Origin of the sequence: Cellulomonas jepli (assembly GCF_047229345.1) — a bacterium.
Lineage (GTDB): Bacteria > Actinomycetota > Actinomycetes > Actinomycetales > Cellulomonadaceae > Cellulomonas_A.
Genome location: NZ_JBFTER010000009.1, coordinates 59,573 through 77,941, shown reverse-complemented (window position 1 = coordinate 77,941; position 18,369 = coordinate 59,573). Strand labels below are relative to the sequence as shown.

The 18,369-nt window shown below is 74.7% G+C and carries 20 protein-coding genes; 10 read left to right on the top strand and 10 right to left on the bottom strand.

From position 1 onward, the window contains the following. Together AB6N24_RS03905 and AB6N24_RS03900 are read right to left on the bottom strand one after the other, a co-directional pair. Window positions 1-620: LacI family DNA-binding transcriptional regulator (locus tag AB6N24_RS03905; RefSeq protein WP_412868118.1), on the bottom strand; the 620-nt coding region annotated here is incomplete at its 3' end. Window positions 621-761: 141 nt separating this feature from the next. Beyond that, a complete protein-coding gene (locus tag AB6N24_RS03900) occupies window positions 762-1,208 on the bottom strand; it encodes a MarR family winged helix-turn-helix transcriptional regulator (protein WP_412868117.1) in 447 nt (148 codons plus the stop codon). Window positions 1,209-1,305: 97 nt separating this feature from the next. Between AB6N24_RS03900 and AB6N24_RS03895 the strand changes: the two genes are divergently transcribed. Beyond that, on the top strand, window positions 1,306-1,758 hold the full coding sequence (locus AB6N24_RS03895) for a DUF6069 family protein (RefSeq protein ID WP_412868116.1): 453 nt from the start codon (window positions 1,306-1,308) through the stop codon (window positions 1,756-1,758). 75 nt (window positions 1,759-1,833) lie between these two features. Here the strand turns inward: AB6N24_RS03895 and AB6N24_RS03890 are convergent, their stop codons facing one another. After that, window positions 1,834-2,694 carry a formate/nitrite transporter family protein gene (locus AB6N24_RS03890; RefSeq protein ID WP_412868115.1) on the bottom strand — a complete coding sequence of 287 codons (861 nt, stop codon included), beginning with the start codon at window positions 2,692-2,694 and terminating at the stop codon, window positions 1,834-1,836. Window positions 2,695-2,799: 105 nt separating this feature from the next. Between AB6N24_RS03890 and AB6N24_RS03885 the strand changes: the two genes are divergently transcribed. Both AB6N24_RS03885 and AB6N24_RS03880 read left to right on the top strand, forming a co-directional pair. After that, entirely contained in the window at window positions 2,800-3,813 is a 1,014-nt protein-coding gene (locus tag AB6N24_RS03885; protein ID WP_412868114.1) for a CAP domain-containing protein, read from the top strand. 74 nt (window positions 3,814-3,887) lie between these two features. Next, window positions 3,888-4,346, top strand: a complete 459-nt coding sequence (locus AB6N24_RS03880) for a VOC family protein (RefSeq protein WP_412868113.1) — start codon at window positions 3,888-3,890, stop codon at window positions 4,344-4,346. A gap of 177 nt (window positions 4,347-4,523) precedes the next feature. Here AB6N24_RS03880 and AB6N24_RS03875 read toward each other — a convergent pair whose 3' ends face one another. The 5 genes from AB6N24_RS03875 to AB6N24_RS03855 all read right to left on the bottom strand — a co-directional run bounded on the left by AB6N24_RS03875 (window position 4,524) and on the right by AB6N24_RS03855 (window position 10,652). After that, window positions 4,524-5,528, bottom strand: coding sequence for a sugar phosphate isomerase/epimerase family protein (locus tag AB6N24_RS03875; RefSeq protein WP_412868112.1), 1,005 nt, complete (start codon window positions 5,526-5,528; stop codon window positions 4,524-4,526). 1 nt (window position 5,529) lies between these two features. Further along, window positions 5,530-6,783 carry a Gfo/Idh/MocA family protein gene (locus tag AB6N24_RS03870; protein ID WP_412868111.1) on the bottom strand — a complete coding sequence of 418 codons (1,254 nt, stop codon included), beginning with the start codon at window positions 6,781-6,783 and terminating at the stop codon, window positions 5,530-5,532. Between the two features lie 37 nt (window positions 6,784-6,820). After that, window positions 6,821-7,903, bottom strand: coding sequence for a substrate-binding domain-containing protein (locus AB6N24_RS03865; protein ID WP_412868110.1), 1,083 nt, complete (start codon window positions 7,901-7,903; stop codon window positions 6,821-6,823). A 92-nt stretch (window positions 7,904-7,995) separates the two neighbouring features. Next, entirely contained in the window at window positions 7,996-9,081 is a 1,086-nt protein-coding gene (locus AB6N24_RS03860; RefSeq protein ID WP_412868109.1) for an ABC transporter permease, read from the bottom strand. Beyond that, window positions 9,078-10,652 (bottom strand): sugar ABC transporter ATP-binding protein, encoded by a 1,575-nt coding sequence (locus AB6N24_RS03855; protein WP_412868108.1) that lies wholly within the window; start codon window positions 10,650-10,652, stop codon window positions 9,078-9,080. Before AB6N24_RS03855 ends, AB6N24_RS03860 begins: the two co-directional genes overlap by 4 nt. An 89-nt stretch (window positions 10,653-10,741) precedes the next feature. Here AB6N24_RS03855 and AB6N24_RS03850 point away from each other — a divergent pair, with 89 nt between their 5' ends. The 6 genes from AB6N24_RS03850 (at window position 10,742) to AB6N24_RS03825 (ending at window position 15,268) form a co-directional block, all read left to right on the top strand. Beyond that, on the top strand, window positions 10,742-11,914 hold the full coding sequence (locus AB6N24_RS03850; protein WP_412868107.1) for an ROK family transcriptional regulator: 1,173 nt from the start codon (window positions 10,742-10,744) through the stop codon (window positions 11,912-11,914). A gap of 122 nt (window positions 11,915-12,036) precedes the next feature. After that, window positions 12,037-12,879: an SDR family NAD(P)-dependent oxidoreductase gene (locus AB6N24_RS03845; RefSeq protein WP_412868106.1), complete on the top strand. Its 843-nt coding sequence runs from the start codon at window positions 12,037-12,039 to the stop codon at window positions 12,877-12,879. A gap of 129 nt (window positions 12,880-13,008) precedes the next feature. After that, entirely contained in the window at window positions 13,009-13,446 is a 438-nt protein-coding gene (locus tag AB6N24_RS03840; protein ID WP_412868105.1) for a protein-tyrosine phosphatase family protein, read from the top strand. 65 nt (window positions 13,447-13,511) lie between these two features. Continuing rightward, window positions 13,512-14,012: an AAA family ATPase gene (locus tag AB6N24_RS03835; RefSeq protein ID WP_412868104.1), complete on the top strand. Its 501-nt coding sequence runs from the start codon at window positions 13,512-13,514 to the stop codon at window positions 14,010-14,012. A gap of 79 nt (window positions 14,013-14,091) precedes the next feature. Further along, window positions 14,092-14,958: an aldo/keto reductase gene (locus tag AB6N24_RS03830; RefSeq protein ID WP_412868103.1), complete on the top strand. Its 867-nt coding sequence runs from the start codon at window positions 14,092-14,094 to the stop codon at window positions 14,956-14,958. Between the two features lie 106 nt (window positions 14,959-15,064). Further along, entirely contained in the window at window positions 15,065-15,268 is a 204-nt protein-coding gene (locus AB6N24_RS03825; protein ID WP_412868102.1) for a hypothetical protein, read from the top strand. Window positions 15,269-15,290: 22 nt separating this feature from the next. On the opposite strand, the gene AB6N24_RS03820 is transcribed toward AB6N24_RS03825, so the two are convergent. Continuing rightward, the gene (locus AB6N24_RS03820; RefSeq protein WP_412868101.1) at window positions 15,291-15,818 is read right to left on the bottom strand and encodes an O-acetyl-ADP-ribose deacetylase; all 528 of its coding nucleotides are present in this window, start codon (window positions 15,816-15,818) and stop codon (window positions 15,291-15,293) included. A gap of 203 nt (window positions 15,819-16,021) precedes the next feature. Between AB6N24_RS03820 and AB6N24_RS03815 the strand changes: the two genes are divergently transcribed. After that, a complete protein-coding gene (locus AB6N24_RS03815; protein WP_412868100.1) occupies window positions 16,022-16,306 on the top strand; it encodes a hypothetical protein in 285 nt (94 codons plus the stop codon). 126 nt (window positions 16,307-16,432) lie between these two features. On the opposite strand, the gene AB6N24_RS03810 is transcribed toward AB6N24_RS03815, so the two are convergent. Next, window positions 16,433-18,277, bottom strand: coding sequence for a hypothetical protein (locus tag AB6N24_RS03810; RefSeq protein WP_412868099.1), 1,845 nt, complete (start codon window positions 18,275-18,277; stop codon window positions 16,433-16,435). Window positions 18,278-18,369 lie beyond the last annotated feature (92 nt).

The following is an 18,369-nucleotide window of genomic DNA, read 5'->3' as shown; positions in this document are numbered from 1 at the left end:
CCCCGCTCGCGCGCGGCCGTCGCGTCGAGGCCGGCGGGCCCGCCCAGGTGCACGACGCGGCGCCGGCCGAGCGCGAGGAGGTGCTCGGTCGCGAGGCGGGCACCCGCGACGTTGTCGACGTCGACGTAGGCGGCCCGCTCCCCGCGCGGGGGTCGGCCACCGAAGACGACGGGCCGGTCGGTCGACGCCGCGAACCGGGTCAGCAGGTCGTCCGCGCGGGCCGCCACGACCATGAAGCCGTCCGCCCGTCCCGCACGCAGCGCGCGCTCGAGCCGCGCCTGGCCCCGCGCCGACGCGGCGAGCAGCAGCGTGAGGTCGAGGTCCGCCTCCTCGAGCACCGAGGCGACGCCGATGACGAGACGCGCGTGGAAGGGGTCGGCGAACAGCGCGGGGTCGTCGCCCGCGACCGCGAGCACCACCGCCCCGGCCCGGTGCGTCGCGAGCGCCCGCGCGGTCGCGTTGGGCACGAAGCCGAGCTCGGCGACGGCCCGGGCGACGGCCTCGCGCTTGGCGGGGCTGACGTCGGGCCCTCCGTTGACCGCGCGCGACGCGACCGTGCGCGACACCCCGGCGCGGCGGGCGACCTCGTCGAGGGTCGGCCGACGGTGCGGGACGTCCACGGCAGCACCTCCAGTCGCGCCCACCCGGCGGTCCCGGGGCGGTCGCAGGTCACCGTAGCGGCGGCGGGGCCCGCGCCGTGCGGGCGCAGCCGCCGGCGGCCCGACGACGCACGTCAGGCGTCAGGCGTCAGGCGTCAGGCGTCAGGCGTCAGGCGTCAGCATCTTGTCGAGCAGCACCTCGAGCTGCGCGCGCTCGGCCGCGGTGAGCCGGTCCGTCACGACGGAGCCCCGCGCGAGCTCGCGGCCGAGCTCCCCCCGGAGCGTCGCGCCGCGGTCGGTGAGCCGGAGCAGCTTGACGCGGCGGTCGCTGCTCGGGACGCGCTCGGCGACGCCGAGGACCTCGAGGCGGTCCGCGAGCCCGGTGACGTTCGAGGCGTCGCACGCGAGGTGGCCGGCGACCGAGCTCATCGGGACGGGCTCGTCGAGCATGAGGACGGCGCGCGCCTGCACGGGCGTGAGCCCGTGACGGCCGACGGTCTCCGCGAACCCGGCGCGGGCCAGCTCGGCGACCGCGAACAGCCGCTGGCTCAGCGTCGGCTGCGGCGCCCAGCCACCTCCGCAGCCACCGTCCTGGTCCGTGTCCCTCATGGGGTCAGCATATTGGTCAGGTCGATGGTTGACATCGTCAAGCACCGTGCGCGACGCTTCCGATACTTGAGCACGTCAACGATCGAGGAGCGCAACGATGAGCACCGACACGTCCGTCCCCGCACGCAGCTCCGCACCTCTCCGGGTGAGCGCCGCGACCACCTGGCGCACCGGCCTCACCGTCGCGGGCATCGCCCTGGTCGCCAACCTGCTCGTGCTCGTCGCGGCCCGCGCCCTGGGCGCCGACTTCCTGGTGCAGCAGACGCCCGACGCGGCCGCCACCGAGGTCACGTTCGTCATGGTCGCCGTCATGACCGTGGTCCCGGTCCTCGTCGCGACCGCGCTGCTGCTCGTCCTGCGCCGGCGGGGAGCCCGGGCGTGGCGCACGCTCGCCGTCGTCGGCCTCGCGCTCGGCCTGCTCACCGTGGTGATGCCCTTCACCGTCGACGCGACGACCGGGACGCAGGTCGGGCTCGCGCTCATGCACGTCGTCGTCGGCGTCGTGTGGTTCGTGCTCGTCCGGCGCGCGGCGGCCGTGGCGTCCCGCTGACCGGGCGCTGCACGCGCCCGCCCGCTCACCGGACGGCCGCGTGCGGACGGTGGCGGACACGTGCGCGGTCGGCCGTCAGCCGTCCGCGGGCGGGCGCGTCCGCAGGTACCGCGAGTCGTCGTTGACGTAGGCGTAGTACAGCCCGATCAGCACGCCGCCGCCGAGGAAGTTGCCGACGAGCGCGAGGCCGACGTTCCCGGCCGCCAGCGCCACGTCGATCCCCTCCTTGAGCCCGACGATCGTGAACAGCACGGTGTTCGCGACCGAGTGCTCGAGCCCGAGGAAGGCGAAGACGAACACCGAGACGATCATCGCGAGGCTCTTGGTCAGGTCGTCCTTGATGAGCCCGTTGTAGACCAGCAGCATCGCCAGGTTGATCATGAGGTTGCACAGCACGGCCCGCACGAGCAGGTCGACCCAGCCCGCCGGGCCGGACGCGACGTAGTCGAGCTTGTGCTCGACCGACGCGAGCATGACGTCGAGCGCGAGCCCGTCGACGAGCGTCGAGAACCGCACGAGCACGGCGACGAACAGCCCGCCGAGCAGGTTCCCGACGTAGCAGAGCCCGAGCAGCCGCAGCGCCTTCCCCCACGTGGTGCGCCCGTGGTACGCCCCGATCGAGACGATCATCATGTTCGAGGTCAGCAGCTCGGACTTCGTGTAGTAGATGAAGACGAGCGCCCACCCGAACGCGAGCGCACCGGCGATCCGCCCGAGCGGCTGGAGGTTCCCGGTGCCGACCTCGATGCTGGTGAACGCCGCGAGCACGGCGTAGTAGGTGCCGTAGAAGATGCCGATGAGGATCCCGGCCATGCCCGCGCGCTGGAGGTAGCGCCGGGCGAGCTCGCCGGACATCGCGGTCTTCGTCTCGAGCGCCTCGAGCGCGGTGCTGATGAAGTGCTTGCCGGGGAACAGCCCGTGCTCGTCGGCGGTCATGGCGACTACGGTCGCACGCGCGCGGGGCGCCGACGTCCGCCGGATGAGAGAACTCCAATCCGAACGGGCGGTCAGGCCGGATAACGGTTCTATAACGTGCTGGAGATGAACCCGACCCCGAGCACGGCCCCGACCGAGCCCCGACGGCGTGACGTCCGCCGCGCACGCGTCGAGCGAGCGCGCAGGCACCGGTTCCGCGCCCGCGCGATCGTCGTGATGTCCCTCGCGCTGTGCACCGGCGCCGCGTCCGCGTGGGCGGTCGCCCCCTGGCAGTCCGAGGCCCCCGGGCGCGACGGCGGGCCCGGCGCGCAGGCCTCCGCGCGCGGCTGGTACGCCGCGTACACCGCCGGCCGCGACTGGCAGCCCGGCCGCTCGCCCGCCGCCTGGTACACCTCCCACTCGGCCGACTCCGGCTGGTCGGGCTGGTCGGGCTACCGCCACGGTCGCTGGCCCCGGCCCGGCCGCCCGCGCCCGACCCCGGCGCCCACCGCCACGCCGTCCCCCACGATCGTCCCGACCATCGCCCCGGAGCCCACCGCGGTGCCGACGGCCGCACCGACCCCCACGGCCGTCCCGACCGCCGCACCGACGCCGCTCCCCACCGACCCCGGCACACCGCCGACCGCCACGCCGTCACCGACCCGCACCGCGACGCCGGCGCCGACCCGCAGCCCCCGGCCCACCCCCGTGCCGTCCGCGTCGCAGCCCGGCACGACGCCTCCCGTCGCGACCCCTGCGCCGCCCGCCCCCGGCCAGACCGCGGACCAGCAGTACGCGGCGACCCTCGTCACCCTCACGAACGAGCAGCGGGCCGCCGCGGGCCTGCCCGCCCTCGCGGTGTCGGAGTGCGCCACGCAGCAGGCCGCCGCACGCGCGGCCCTGCTCGTCGCCGAGAACCGCTTCGAGCACGACCCCCTCGGGCCCGTCCTCACCGCGTGCGGCGCACGCTCGGTCGGCGAGAACATCGCCCTCGGCTACCGGACCCCGGCCGCGATGATGACGGGCTGGATGAACTCCGAGGGCCATCGCGCGAACATCCTGCGCTCGTACAAGTCCGTCGGGATCGGCTGCGTCACGGGGCCGCGCGGGGTGCTCTGCGCGCAGGTCTTCCTCGGCTGACCGGCACCGGCGACCGTGGGCGGCCGAGCCGCTCGACCGCCCACGGTCGCCGGGGGCTCGGTACCGTGCTGTGCATGGCCATCGCGCTCGAGAACGTCGGCATCGCGGTCCGTGACCTCGAGGCGGCGATCGCCTTCTTCACCGACCTGGGGCTGACCGTCGTGGGCAGGGACACGGTGAGCGGGGAGTGGGCGGACACCGCCGTCGGCCTCGACGGCAACCACGTCCGCATCGCGATGCTCCAGACGCCGGACGGGCACGGCCGCCTCGAGCTCTTCGAGTACCTGCACCCCGACGCGATCGAGACCGCGCCGACCCTGCCCCACGAGATCGGCATGCACCGCGTGGCGTTCTCGGTCGACGACCTCGACGAGGCCCTCGCGGTCGCGGCGCGGCACGGCTGCCACCCGCTGCGGGGCGTCGCGACCTACGAGGACGTCTACCGGCTGACCTACGTCCGCGGCCCGAGCGGCATCCTCGTGATGCTGGCCCAGGACCTGACGGCGGGACGTCAGCGGGACGCGGCGACCTGACCGTCCGGCGCGCGTCCGTCGAGTCCTGACCGCCTCCGGACGCGGCCGGCGCGCCGACGCCCGCCGCAGCACCGGCACGGCCACGAGCACGAGCACGGGTGAGGCCCGGCACCCCCGTGCCGGGCCTCACCCCTCCGACGCACCGGCGCCGCCGGCGTCGGGCCCCTCTGCCCGACGTCAGCGCGTGCTGAACGCGGCGTCGAACGAGGCCGTCGGCGGCGGGAACGCCATCCGCTTCACGAACTCGAGCGCCTCGGGCGCCCCGACGAGCCGGTCCATCCCGGCGTCCTCCCACTCGACCGAGATCGGGCCGTCGTACCCGATCGTCGTGAGCATCCGGAACGAGTCCTCCCACGGGACGTCGCCGTGGCCGGTCGACACGAAGTCCCAGCCGCGGCGCGGGTCGGCCCACGGCAGGTGCGAGCCCATCCGGCCGTTGCGGCCGTTGCCGACCCGGCGCTTCGCGTCCTTGCAGTCCACGTGGTAGATCCGGTCCTTGAAGTCCCACAGGAAACCGACCGGGTCGAGGTCCTGCCACACGAAGTGGCTCGGGTCCCAGTTGAGGCCGAACGCCTCCCGGTGACCGATCGCCTCGAGGGTCCGCACGGTCGTCCAGTAGTCGTAGGCGATCTCGCTCGGGTGCACCTCGTGCGCGAACCGGACGCCGACCTCGTCGAACACGTCGAGGATCGGGTTCCAGCGGTCCGCGAAGTCCCGGTAGCCGGCGTCGACGAGCTCGGGCGTGACCGGCGGGAACATCGCCACGTACTTCCAGATGGCCGAGCCGGTGAACCCGACCACGGTCTTCACGCCGAGCCGGGCGGCGGTGCGGGCCGTGAGCTGCATGACCTCGGCGGCGCGCTGCCGGACGCCCTCGGGGTCGCCGTCGCCCCACACGTCGGGCGGCAGCATGTCGTGGTGGCGGGCGTCGATCGGGTCGTCGCACACCGCCTGCCCGGTGAGGTGGTTCGAGATCGCGAAGACCTTGAGGCCGTACTTCTCGAGCAGGTCGAGCCGGCCCTGGACGTACGCGTCGTCCTCGGCGCCTCTCCGCACGTCGAGGTGGTCGCCCCAGCAGGCCAGCTCGAGCCCGTCGTAGCCCCACTCGGACGCCAGCCGGGCGACCTCCTCGAGCGGGAGGTCGGCCCACTGGCCGGTGAACAGCGTGATCGGTCGTGCCACGTCAGCTCTCCTTCGGTTCGGGGACGACGGCACCGGGCAGGCCGTCGTCGGACGCGCGCGGGGACGCGGCGGGGCCGGGGTCGACGAACGTCCAGCGGCTCTCGTCGGCCGCGCTGCGCTCGACGGCGTCGAGCACGCGCTGGACCTGCAGGCCGTCCGCGAACGACGGGGTCGGCTGCTCCCCCGCCGCGAGCGCGCCGACGAGGTCGACGACCTGGTGCACGAACCCGTGCTCGTAGCCGAGCCCGTGCCCCGCGGGCCACCACGCCCCGACGTACGGGTGCTCGGGCTCGGTCACGACGATCCGGCGGAACCCGGCGACCCGCGCCTCGTCGGTCGCGTCGTACAGGTGCAGCACGTTCATGTCCTCGAAGTCGAACGCGAGCGACCCGTGCGAGCCGTTGATCTCGAGCCGGATCGCGTTCTTGCGACCCCACGCGAACCGGGTCGCCTCGAACGTCGCGATCCCGCCGCCCGAGAGCCGCCCGAAGAAGACCGCGGCGTCGTCGACGGTGACCGGCCCGCGCTCGGTGCCCGCCGAGCCGTGCAGCCCGGAGAACCCGGCGGCGACGGGCCGCTCGTGCACGAACGTCTCGAGCAGTCCGCTCACGCCGGTGAGCACCTGGCCGGTGACGTGCTGCGCGAGGTCCACGACGTGCGCCCCGATGTCCCCGAGCGCCCCGGACCCGGCGACGGCCTTGTCGAGCCGCCACGACAGCGGCGCCTCGGCGTCGGCGATCCAGTCCTGCAGGTACTGCGCCCGCACCTGCCGCACCTGCCCGATGCGCCCCTCGGCGACGAGCTGGCGGGCCAGCGCGATCGCCGGGACCCGCCGGTAGGTGAACCCGACCATCGCCCGGACGCCCTTCTCCGCCGCGGCCTCGGCGGCGGCCGTCATGGCCTCCGCCTCGGCCACGGTGTTGGCGAGGGGCTTCTCGCACAGCACGTGCTTGCCGGCCTGCAGCGCCGCGATCGCGATCTCGGCGTGCGTGTCGCCCGGGGTGCAGATGTCGACGAGGTCGACGTCGTCGCGGGCGACCACCGCGCGCCAGTCCGTCTCGGCCGCACCCCAGCCGAGCCGGGCCCGCGCGGCCTCGACCGCGGTGCTGTCCCGCCCCGCGACGACCGTCATCTCCGGGCGCAGCGCGAGGTCGAAGAACCGCGGTGCCACGCGCCACGCCTGCGAGTGCGCGGCGCCCATGAAGGCGTACCCGATCATCCCGACGCCGAGCCGGCCGTCCTCGTGCTGCGCCATGCCCCTCCCCTTCCCGTCGACCTGCTCGTCCGTGCGCTCAGGACTCGAACGCGCTCGGCAGGTACTGGTCGACGTTGTCCTTGGTCACGACCGGCGCGTACAGCTGGACCGTGCGCGGGACGGAGACCGAGACGAGGTCGCCCATCGACTTGTTCTGCGAGATGAGCCGGGCGAGCCGGACGCCGTCGGCGGCCTGCGTGGACGGGTAGATGACCGTGGCCTTGAGGACCGTGTCGTCCGCCTCGATCGAGCGCATCACGTTCGCGGAGCCGGCGCCACCGACCATGACGAACTCGTCGCGCCCGGCCTCGTCGATCGCGGCCATGACCCCGACGCCCTGGTCGTCGTCGTGGTTCCACAGCGCGTCGATCTGCGGCGCGGCCTGCAGCAGGTTCGCGGCGGCCTGCTGGCCGCCCTGCACGGTGAAGTCGGCGGCGACGCGGTTGTCGACGTCGAGCCCGCAGTCGGCCAGCGCGTCCGCGAAGCCCTGGCTGCGGTCCTGCGTGAGCGGCAGGGAGTCGATCCCGGCGATCTCCGCGACGACCGCGTCGGGGTTGTCACCGACCTGCTCGCAGACGTAGGTCCCCGCGCTGACGCCCATGCCGTAGTTGTCGCCGAGCACCGTGGTGCGCGCGGCGAACGGGCTCGAGAACTCGCGGTCGACGTTGATCACCGTGATGCCGGCCTCCATCGCCTCCGTCGCGACCTCGGTGAGGGCAGCGCCGTCGAACGGCAGGAGGACGATCGCGTCGACCCCGTCGTTGATGAACGTCTCGACCTGGCTGATCTGCAGGTTCACGTCGTTGGTGGCCTCGGCGACGATCAGCTCGACGTCGTCGTACTTGTCGGCCTCGTCGACCGCGGCCTTCGTGATGGCGCCCATCCAGCCGTGGTCCGCGGCCGGCGCCGAGAAGCCGATGCGGACGGTCTCGCCCGTCTCGTCGTTCTCGCCGCCCGAGTTCGACTCGGCCTGCGGGGCGTCGTCGTCCTCGGCGGGCTCGTTGGACGTGCAGCCGGCGACGAGGCCGGCGGTCGTGAGCAGCGCGCCGGCCGTGAGCAGCAGACGGCGGCGGGCGGTGCGGGTGGTGGTCCCGGCGGGTCGGACGGTGCGTGCGGACATGGGAATCCTCCTTGACTCCTGCGGTGGCCGTGCGGGGGTGCGGGCGTGCTCGAACGGAGCGAAGCCCGAGGGGGTGAGCGAGGTGGGGCGGCTCAGCTGCTGCGCGAGCGGGCCGCGAACCGCTGCTGGAGCATCACGGCGAGCACGATGATCGCGCCCTGCGCGACGGACTGCGCCGAGATCGACAGGTTGTTCTGCGTGAAGACGTTCGTGAGCGTCGCGAAGATCAGCACCCCGAGCACGGTGCCGACGATCGTGCCGCGCCCGCCCGCGAGGAGCGTCCCGCCGACGACGACCGCCGCGATGACCTGGAGCTCGTAGAGCTGGCCGTTCGTCGAGGAGCCGGCGGTCGTGCGGGCGAGCATCATCACGGCGGCGATGCCCGCGGTCAGGCCCGAGATGGCGTACAGGTACATCGTGTGGCGGCGGATCCGGATGCCCGCGAGCCGTGCCGCCTCGGGGTTGCCGCCGACGGCGAGGGTCCGGCGCCCGAACGTCGTCCGGTTGAGCAGGACCCAGCCGGCGATCGCCACGACCACGAAGATCCACACGATCACCGAGACGCCGAGCGGCTCGGCCCGGAACACCGTGAGGAACTCCGGCACCGTGACGATCTGCGTCTGCCGGTTCGCGATGACCTCGGCGAGCCCGCGCGCGCCGACCATCATCGCGAGCGTCGCGATGAACGCCACCACCTGCCCGTAGGCGATCAGGACGCCGTTGACCAGCCCGCAGGCCGTGCCCACGGCGAGCGCCGTGAGGACCATGACACCCCAGTGGACGTCCTGCGCCATCGTCTGCGTCGCGACGGTCGTCGCCCACACCGACGCGAGCCCGAGCACCGAGCCGACCGACAGGTCGATGCCGCCGCCCGTGATGACGAACGTCATCCCGATGCTCAGGACGCCGATCACCGCCGCGAGCCGCAGGATCGTCATGATGTTGTCGAGGCTCGCGAACCGGTCGCCGGCGGTCGCGACGCCGACCACGCACAGCACAGCGAGGGCGATGACGAGGCCGATGTTGCGGCCCGCGGCACCGTGCAGGAGCCCGCGCGGGCCACGGGTCGCCGTGGTCTCGGCGCCGGCGGTCGGGTCGGTGCGCTGCAGCGGCGACGGGTGGTCCGGGTCGGGCGGGACGGAGCCGGCGGTGGCCAGCGGGGGGATCTGCTCGCTCACGCGGCACTTCCTTCCATGATCAGGTCGAGGACGCGGTGCTCGTCGATCTGTTCCGCCGGGCCGCTGTGCAGCACCCGGCCGTCGGCCACGACGAGGACCCGGTGCGCGAGCCCGAGCACCTCCTCGATCTCGCTCGACACGACGACGACGGCGGTGCCGGCGTCCGCGAGCGCCCGGACGAGCGCGTAGATCTCGGCGCGGGCCCCGACGTCGACGCCGCGCGTGGGCTCGTCGAGCAGCAGGACCTTGCAGCCGTGCACGAGCCAGCGCGCGAGCATGAGCTTCTGCTGGTTGCCGCCCGAGAGCGTGCGGGTCGCGCGGTCGGGGTCGGCGGGACGCAGCTCGAGCGCCTCGATCTGCGCGCGGGCCGCCGCGCGCTCGCCCGGCTCGTCGAGCATCGGCCCGCGCGCGAACCGCCCGAACGTCGAGAGCGTGACGTTGCGGTAGATCGGCTCGTCGAGCAGCAGCCCCTGGCTCTTGCGCTCCTCGGGTGCGAGCCCGATCCCGGCGCGCACCGCGGCGTCGACCGACCCACGCCGCAGCGCCTTCCCGGCGACCTCGACCTGCCCGGCGGTGGCCTTGCGCGCGCCGTAGACCGTCTCGAGGATCTCGGAGCGGCCGGACCCGACGAGCCCCGCGAGCCCGACGACCTCGCCGGCCCGCACGCTGAACGACACGTCGTGGAACACCCCCTGCAACGCGAGGCCGTCGACGCTCAGCAGCGTCGGGGCGTCCGGGGCGACGGCGGGCCGGGCGGGGAACACCTGCTCGACGGCGCGCCCGGTCATGAGCCGGATGAGCTCGGCGGTCGGGGTCGTCGCCACGGGGAGGTTCGAGGCGACCGTCCGGCCGTCCTTGAGCACCGTGATGCGGTCGCCGATCTGGCGGATCTCCTCGAGCCGGTGGGAGATGTAGAGGACGGCGACGCCCGCCGCGGTGAGCTCGCGCACGACCCGGAAGAGGTTCGCGACCTCCTCGGAGTCGAGTACCGCCGACGGCTCGTCCATGACGATGAGCCGGGCGTCGTGCGACAGCGCGCGCGCCATGCTGACCACCTGCTTGCCCGCGGCGGACAGGTGCCCGACCTCGCGGTGCGGCGGGATGTCGCCGTGCCCGAGCCGCGTGAGCAGCTCGCGGGTGCGGGCGTGGGCGCGGCGGCGCTGCGTGAAGCCGCCGCTCGTGAGCTCGTGGCCGAGGTACACGTTCTCCGCGACCGTGAGCCCGTCGACGACGTCGAGCTCCTGGTACATCGTCGCGATCCCGGCGCGCATGGCGGCCACGGGGGTCGTGACCGCGAGCGGCTCGCCGCGCCAGGTGAGCGTGCCGGCGTCGGGCTTGTGCGCGCCGGCGAGGACCTTGATGAGCGTCGACTTGCCCGCGCCGTTCTGGCCGAGGAGGCAGTGCACCTCGCCCGGGAGGATGTCGAGGTCGACGCCGTCGAGGGCCTTGGCACCGGGGAAGTGCTTGACGATGCCGCGCATCTGGAGCAGCGGGGCACCGCCGTCGCGGGTGTCCGCGGAGCGGGGATCGCCGGGGCGGGCAGCGCCGGAGCGGGAGTCGTCGTCGACCATGCGACGGACGCTAGTCCACTTCTGCCGGATGTCAAGCAAAACTTGCCTGAGCGCCGACGGACTTCTGCACATGTGCTTGACTGGCGCGCATGGGTGCAGGTGAACGACGTTCCGGGGACCTCAGCGGTGTCCTCCAGCTCCTCCGGGACGGGCAGCCGCGCACCCGGGCCGAGCTCGGGCAGCTCACCGGGCTCGCGCGCTCGACCGTCTCCGCCCGCGTCGACCAGCTCCTCGCCGCGGGGCTCGTGACGCCCGCGGGCGAGGCCAGCTCGACCGGCGGCCGCCCGCCCGCGACCCTCGCGTTCCACCCCGGCGCCCGCATCACGCTCGCGATCGACCTCGGCGCGACGCACGCCCGCGTCGCGGTGACGGACCTCGCCTCGACGGTGCTCGCCGAGCACCTCGACACGATCGCGATCTCCGACGGCCCGGGCCCCGTGCTGGACCACGTCGCGAAGGTCGCCGCGAAGCTCGTCGAGCACACCGGGCGGCACACGTCCGAGCTCGTCGGGGCCGGCGTCGGCCTGCCCGGGCCCGTCGACCACGCGACCGGACGCCCCACGAACCCGCCGATCATGCCCGGCTGGGACGACGCCGACGTCGCCGGGCACCTCGGCGCGCTGCTCGGCACCCCCGTCCTCGTCGACAACGACGTCAACGTCATGGCGCTCGGCGAGCACGCCACCGAGTTCGCCGACGTCGACCACCTGCTCTTCGTCAAGGTCGCGACCGGCATCGGGGCGGGCGTCATCAGCGACGGCGCGATCCGCCGCGGGGCGCAGGGCGCCGCAGGCGACGTCGGGCACATCGCGGTCCCCGGCGGGCGCGACGTGCTGTGCCGCTGCGGCAACACCGGGTGCCTCGAGGCCGTCGCGGGCGGGCGGGCGATCGCCGCCGAGCTGGCCGCCGCGGGGCTGCCCGCACTCACGAGCGCCGACGTCGTGGCCCTCGTCCGCTCGGGCGACGTGACCGCGCTGCGCACCGTCCGCGACGCCGGCCGGGCCATCGGCGAGGTGCTCGCGACGTGCGTGAGCATGCTCAACCCCTCGGTCATCGTGCTCGGCGGCAGCGTCGCCGAGGCCGGCGAGCACCTGCTCGCCGGGATCCGCGAGGTCGTCTACCGCCGCTCGCTCCCCCTCGCGACGCAGCACCTGCGCATCGTGTCGAGCCGCACCAAGGGCCGCGCCGGCGTGCTCGGGGCCAGCACGATGGTCGTCGACCACCTGCTCACGAGCGGAGCCCTCGAGGAGCTGCTGGGCTGAGGGGCCGACGGGCAGGCCTCCGCGCGCCGAGGTGCCGCGCGGCGCACGCACGCGCAGAGTGGGAGCACCGCTCCCCCGCCGACCGGCGTCCGAGGAGCCCGCGCACGCCCGGAGGACCCGCCATGCCCGCAGTCGACTACCGCGACCAGACGACGCTCGTCACGGGCGCGAGCTCGGGCATCGGCGCGGAGTTCGCCCGGCAGCTCGCGGCCCGCGGGTCCGACCTCGTCCTCGTCGCCCGGCGGCGCGACCGCCTCGACGCGCTGGCCGCGGAGCTCGTCGCCGCGCACGGGGTCCGGGCGACCGTGATCCCCCTCGACCTCGGGGAACCGTCCGCCGTCGCGGACCTCGTCGCGGAGCTCGACCGGCAGGGCCTGCGGGTCACGAGCCTCGTCAACAACGCGGGCTTCGCGACGCACAGCCCGTTCCACGACGAGGACCCCGACCGGGTCCGCGAGGAGATCACGCTCAACGTGCTCGCGCTCGTCGAGCTCACGCACGCGCTGATCGACGACCTGCGTGCCGCGGGGAACGGCGTGCTCGTCACCCTGTCGAGCATCGCGGCGTACCAGGGGAACCCGAACCTCGCGGTCTACGGCGCGACGAAGGCGTTCGTGCTCAGCTTCACCGAGGCGCTGTGGGGCGAGGCGCGCGGGACCGGGCTGCGGGTGCTCGCGCTGTCCCCGGGCGCGACCGAGACCGAGTTCTTCGACGTCGCGCAGTGGCGCACGAGCGGCGGGGGGACCCGGCGCCAGACCGTCGAGCAGGTCGTCGCCACGGCGCTGCGCACGCTCGACCGCCGCAACCCGCCGCCCAGCGTCGTCTCCGGCGCGGCGAACCGGGCGTTCGTCGCCGTGAGCCGCCTCGTGACCCGGCGGCGGCTCGCGCTGCTCATGGGCTCGCTCATGCGGCGGCCGGAGGACGACCCCGCGCCCGCGCGCGCCCGTCGGGTCCGGGGTCGCTGAGCGCTCCGGGGCTCCCCCGAGCGCGACCTCGATCCGGGGCTCGGCCTGGTTGGAGCCCTCGGCCTGGACCCGTTCCCGGCGTCGGTCCAGTCCTGGCCCTGGCCGAGCCCGGGTCGCTAGCGTCCGCCCATGAGCACCTGGGACCCGTCCGAGGAGGGCGTCCTCACGCTGCCGAGCGGGCTGCGGGTCCGCGGCCGAGGCCTGCGCCGCCCGACGCCCGAAGGTCCCGCGCCCGACGCCGGCCTGTACCTCCTGGGCAGCCCGCCGGACCCGCTGCCGTGGCCGTCCCGGTGGGTGCGGTGGCCCGACTTCCGCGCGCCCAGCGACCCGGCCGACGCCGAGGACGCGCTGCGGGAGGTTCTGCACCGGGCCGCCGACGAGCGCGTCGAGGTCGCGTGCGAGGGCGGTCGTGGGCGCACCGGGACGGCACTCGCGTGCCTCGCGGTGCTCGACGGCGTGCCCGCCCGGGAGGCCGTGGCGTACGTGCGGCGCGGCTACCACCCGCGCGCCGTCGAGACCCCGGGTCAGTGGCTGTTCGTGCGCCGGTTCGCCCGGCGGCTCGGCTGACGCCGGGCGGAGCGCTGGCCGAAAACCGGTCGGTGCCCCGCGCTCCCGCGTCGTACCGTCCCGGCATGGGCAGACGGAACTACCTGGTCGAGGGCCTCTCGGGCACCGGCAAGACCACCGTGGCCGAGGAGCTGCAGCGGCGCGGCCACCACGTCGTCCACGGGGACCGGGAGCTCGCCTACCAGGGCGACCCGCGGACCGGCGAGCCGACGGAGGTCGGCGCCCACGAGCACCACCTCTGGGACGTGACCCGGGTCCGCGCCCTCGTCGCCGACCAGCGCCACGCGGCCACCTTCTTCTGCGGCGGCTCACGGAACTTCCCGACGTTCCTCGACCTGTTCGACGGCGTCTTCGTGCTCGTGGTCGACCTGGAGACCCTGCACCGGCGGCTCGACGTGCGGCCCGACGAGGAGTGGGGCGGCGGCCGGCCGACGGACCGCGAGCGCATCGTCCGGTGGCACGCGACGGGGTCGGACGTGCCGGCGGACGGCATCCCGATCGACTCCACCGTCCCCGTCGAGCAGGTCGTCGACGAGATCCTCCGCCGCTGCGCGGAGCCGGGGTAGCGGGGAACCGGCTCCGCTCCCCGCGAACCCGCCCCGACTCGCGCTGCCGGTCGAACCGATACGACGCAGACTGGAACGCATGCAGACACGACAGCTCGGAGACGTCACGGTCAGCGCCATCGGACTCGGCGGGATGCCCCTGTCGATCGAGGGCCGCCCCGACCGCGACCGCGCCCTGGCCACCATCCACGCCGCGCTCGACGCGGGCGTCACGCTGATCGACACCGCGGACGCGTACCACCTGACGGCGACCGACGTCGGGCACAACGAGGAGCTCATCGCGGAGGCGCTGCGCACGTGGGGCGGCGACTCCTCCGACGTGCTCGTCGCGACCAAGGGGGGCCACCTGCGCCCGGGCGACGGCTCCTGGTACGTCGACGGCTCGCCCGACCACCTCCGCAAGGCGCTCGACGCGTCGCTCCAGCGGCTCGGCGTCGAGGCGATCGGCCTCTACCAGTTCCACCGCCCGGACCCGGAGGTCCCCTACGCCGAGTCGGTCGGGGTCCTCAACGAGTTCCTCGACGCGGGCAAGATCCGCCTCGCGGGCATCTCGAACGCGAACCCGGACCAGATCCGCGAGGCGCAGGACGTGCTGGGCGGGCGCCTCACGTCCGTGCAGAACCAGTACTCCCCGGCGTTCCGCTCGTCGCAGCCCGAGCTCGAGCTGTGCGCGCAGCTGGGCCTCGCGTTCCTCCCGTGGAGCCCGCTCGGCGGGATCTCGAAGGCGTCGTCCCTCGGCGACACGCACGGCGCGTTCGAGCGCGTCGCCGCGGCGCACGGCGTCAGCCCCCAGCAGGTCGCGCTCGCGTGGGAGCTCGCCCAGGCGCCGGTCGTCATCCCGATCCCGGGCTCGTCGCGCCCGGAGACCATCCAGGACTCGGTCAAGGCCGCGGACCTGATCCTCGGCCCGGAGGAGATCGCGGAGCTCGACGCCGCCGTCGCCTGACCCACCCGCACCACCGACGTCAGGCCGCCCGCCTCCCGCGGGCGGCCTGACGTGCGTGCGGCCGTTCCGGGCCCGGTCCGGCGAGCACCGTCCGCTACGGTGCGGCGTGCCCTACGCCGACCCGCGCGACGTCCCGACCCGACCCGTGCGGATCTGCGTGGCTGTCGGGCTCTTCGGCCTCGGCTGTGCGCTGTGGTGGCTCGGTGCCCGGGACGCGCCGCCGCTCGGCGTGCCGGCGAGGTTCGCCTGGGTCCCCTTCGTGACGGCGGCCTGGCTCAACCTCCGCTGGCGCAGCGCCCTCCGGCGCTGATCACGCGCCTCTGGCCGTGCGCTCAGCGTGCCGCGTCGAGCGCCCGCTCGAGCTCCGCGAGCGCCGCCGCGCCGAACAGCACGAACCGCACGAGGTCGACCTCCCCGGGCCGCGCCGCGTCCCAGTCCCGCACCGCCCGCACCGCGACGTCGGCGACGGTGCCCATCGCCCAGCCGTAGGCCCCGGCGCTCACGGCAGGGAACGCGACGGATCGCGCCCCGGCGTCGGCGGCCACGTCGAGCGACCGCGTGAAGCAGGACGCGAGCTGCGCCTCGTCGCGCTGGCCCCGGTTCCAGTTCGGCCCCACGGTGTGGACGACCCACCGCGCCGCGAGCGCGCCCGCGCCGGTCGCGACCGCCTCGCCGACGGGCAGCCCGTCGGGGTACGCCGTCTTCCGGACGCGCCGGCACTCCTCGAGCAGCGCCGGGCCGGCCGCGGCGTGGATCGCGCCGTCCACACCACCCCCGCCGAGCAGCGTCGAGTTCGCGGCGTTCACGATCGCGTCGACCCGCTCGCGCGTGAGGTCGCCCTGGACTGCCTCGATCTGCATGCGGCCATGCTGCCGCGGACCCGTCGGCGCCGCGACGTGGGTGCCGCGCGGCTGGACCGGCGCGCGGAGCGCCGCGCGGCACCGAAACGTCGGCGCGCCTCCGGCCCGGCCCACACCCGCGGGGCCGCACCCGTCCCGGCTTTCGCCGACGGGCACCACGCGGGACGATCGGGACGTCCACCCCCGACGAGGAAGGACCCGTCATGCGCTTCACGTTCGAGGTCGAGCTCGACGACGCGACACCCGACAAGACCGTGCTCGACGAGCTCGGCCGCGCCCTGCGCTACTGGGCCGGCAACCTCAAGCACTACCCGCTGACCGACGGGCAGCACGACACGATCCGCGACTCGGCGTACGCCGAGGTCGGCGAGTGGCGGATCGCGCGCGGCTCGTCGCCCGCCGCCGACGCCTCCCCGGCACCGACCCCCGAGGTCACCCCGTCCCACGCGGCGGAGGACCACCCGGGCGAGGCGTCGGCCCCGTCCTGACGCCGGCGCCGACGCGGCCCACGTCGCTCGCGTCGTCCACGCGACCCACGTCGCTCGCGTCGTCCACGCGGCTCGTGCCCTCGACGCCGCTCGTACCGCCGGTCCCGTCCACGCCGCCCGCGCGTCTCACGCCGCCGCGAGCGTCGTCACCGTCCCCGCCGACCCCCGGTACCTCAGGGCGCCGTCCTGCACGAACAGCACCCCGCCGGCAGCTGCCACCGGCGGGACGGCGCTGTTCCGGAGGAACACCCCGCCGTCGGTCCCGAGCTGGTTCGGCCCCCGCCGGTAGAGCAGCGCGTCCCGCTCGGCGGCGCCGTCGCCCCACGCCATCGTGCCGTCGACCTGGACGACGAACCGCCGCAGCGCGTCCCCGGTGGCGTCGCCCTCGATGACCCGCGCGGTCAGGTCACCGGCGGGCCCGCTCACCAAGATCCCGTGCCCGCCCGTCGCGAGCGTCTGCACGGTCAGCGCCACCCCGTCGCGCCGGCGCACCACCAGACCCGCGGCGCTGCCATCGTCGCCCCCGACAAGCACCCGCCCGTCACCCGGGTCGAGCTGCAGCGGCGAGTCGACGTGCACCGCCCCGGGTGCGTACCTCCGGAACTGCAGGCGTGCGCCGCCCGCCGCAGCCCGCAGGACCCAGCGCGGCTGGTTGGGCCCGTGCTCGAGGCTGAAGGCGAGGTCCTTGTTCCTGCTGTCACCGCCGACGATCCGCAGCTGCTCCCCGGCCGCACCGACCTGGTGCTCGAAGTCCGCGAGGTTGGTCCGGATCGCCGAGCGGTCCGTGCCGATCTTCCCGGTCCGGGTGTCGATGAGCTTGATCTCCAGACGCGTCTGCAGGTACCCCTTCGAGTCCGGGACCTCGAAGTTCAGGTGCCCGTGGCGCAGGTTGTTGCGCAGCAGGCTGGGGTCCTCGTTGTCGAGGAAGTGCGCCCCGATCCACGCGATGGTGACCGGCTCGGTCGGGTGCACCGTGCGGAAGGTGAAGTCTCCGCCCGGGTAGTGCGGCGTCGGCCAGTGCGCCTGGTAGGTGACCATGCCCTTCGCCCGCGGGTTCTTGAGCTGGACGCGGACCGACTCGCCGTAGCCCTGGAAGTGGGGCTGATGCGCCTCGAGCACGAGTCGACCCGTCGAGTCGTACAGGTCGGGCCCGCGCTCGGTGCCGCCCGCGCCGGACGACTTGATGGTCAGCGTGCGCGGGGTGGCGACCGTGCCGATCGTGACGTCGTCGGCGATGACCTGCGCGAGCGCGACCGCGCCGCGCAGAGCGGGGACGACCGTCCCGGCGCCCGCCGGGCTGCGGGTTGACGGCACGTCACCGGCTGTCGCGGATCCTGCCGCCCAGCCCGTCGCTGCCGCGGCGCCGAGGGCTACGACCCCCGCCCGGAGCGACTCCCGCCGGGTCAGTCCCCGGCGCCACCCGCCACCGGCCGTCCGGGGAAGGGCGACCGGCACGGCGGAAGCCCTTTCCAGCGCCCCGAGCACCACCCGAGCCGTCGCCGGCCGGGCGTCAGGCACGACCAGGGTCCCCTTCTGCTGCGCGTCGAGCACGACGGGAGCGCCTTCCTGCCCGACGTCGGGCGTGCCCCGATCACCGGCGCGCTGCGCGTCGGGCACGATCACGAGCCGCACGGGCCCGTCTGCAGCGAGCCGGGCCGGCAGCGTGAACGTGCGTCGCGCCCAGGGCGTGCCGGCGAGCGCGACCGCGACGGTGTAGGTCCACCCCGTCAGCGCCCGACCCTCGCCGTCGGTGAAGCCCGGCTGGTCGGTGACGGGGAGCGCAACGGTCGCTGTCCCGTCCGGCGCGAGCGGGACGACCGCGGGCCGCGGTGCGACGACCGCTCCGGTGGCTGCCCGCACGCGCGGTGTCGATGACGTGACCGTGACCTCGCCCGGCCAGGGCGCGCCCACGTCGTCGAGGAACGGTCCGAGGACCACGGTCGCCATGACGACCGGTGACGGCTGCTGCATGATCGCCCCCTGCCGGCGCAGCGGCCGCGGGGGTGCACGCCGGCTCAGGGCCGAACCGGCGCCCGCTCCACCCGAGGAACGCCTGGCCGGGC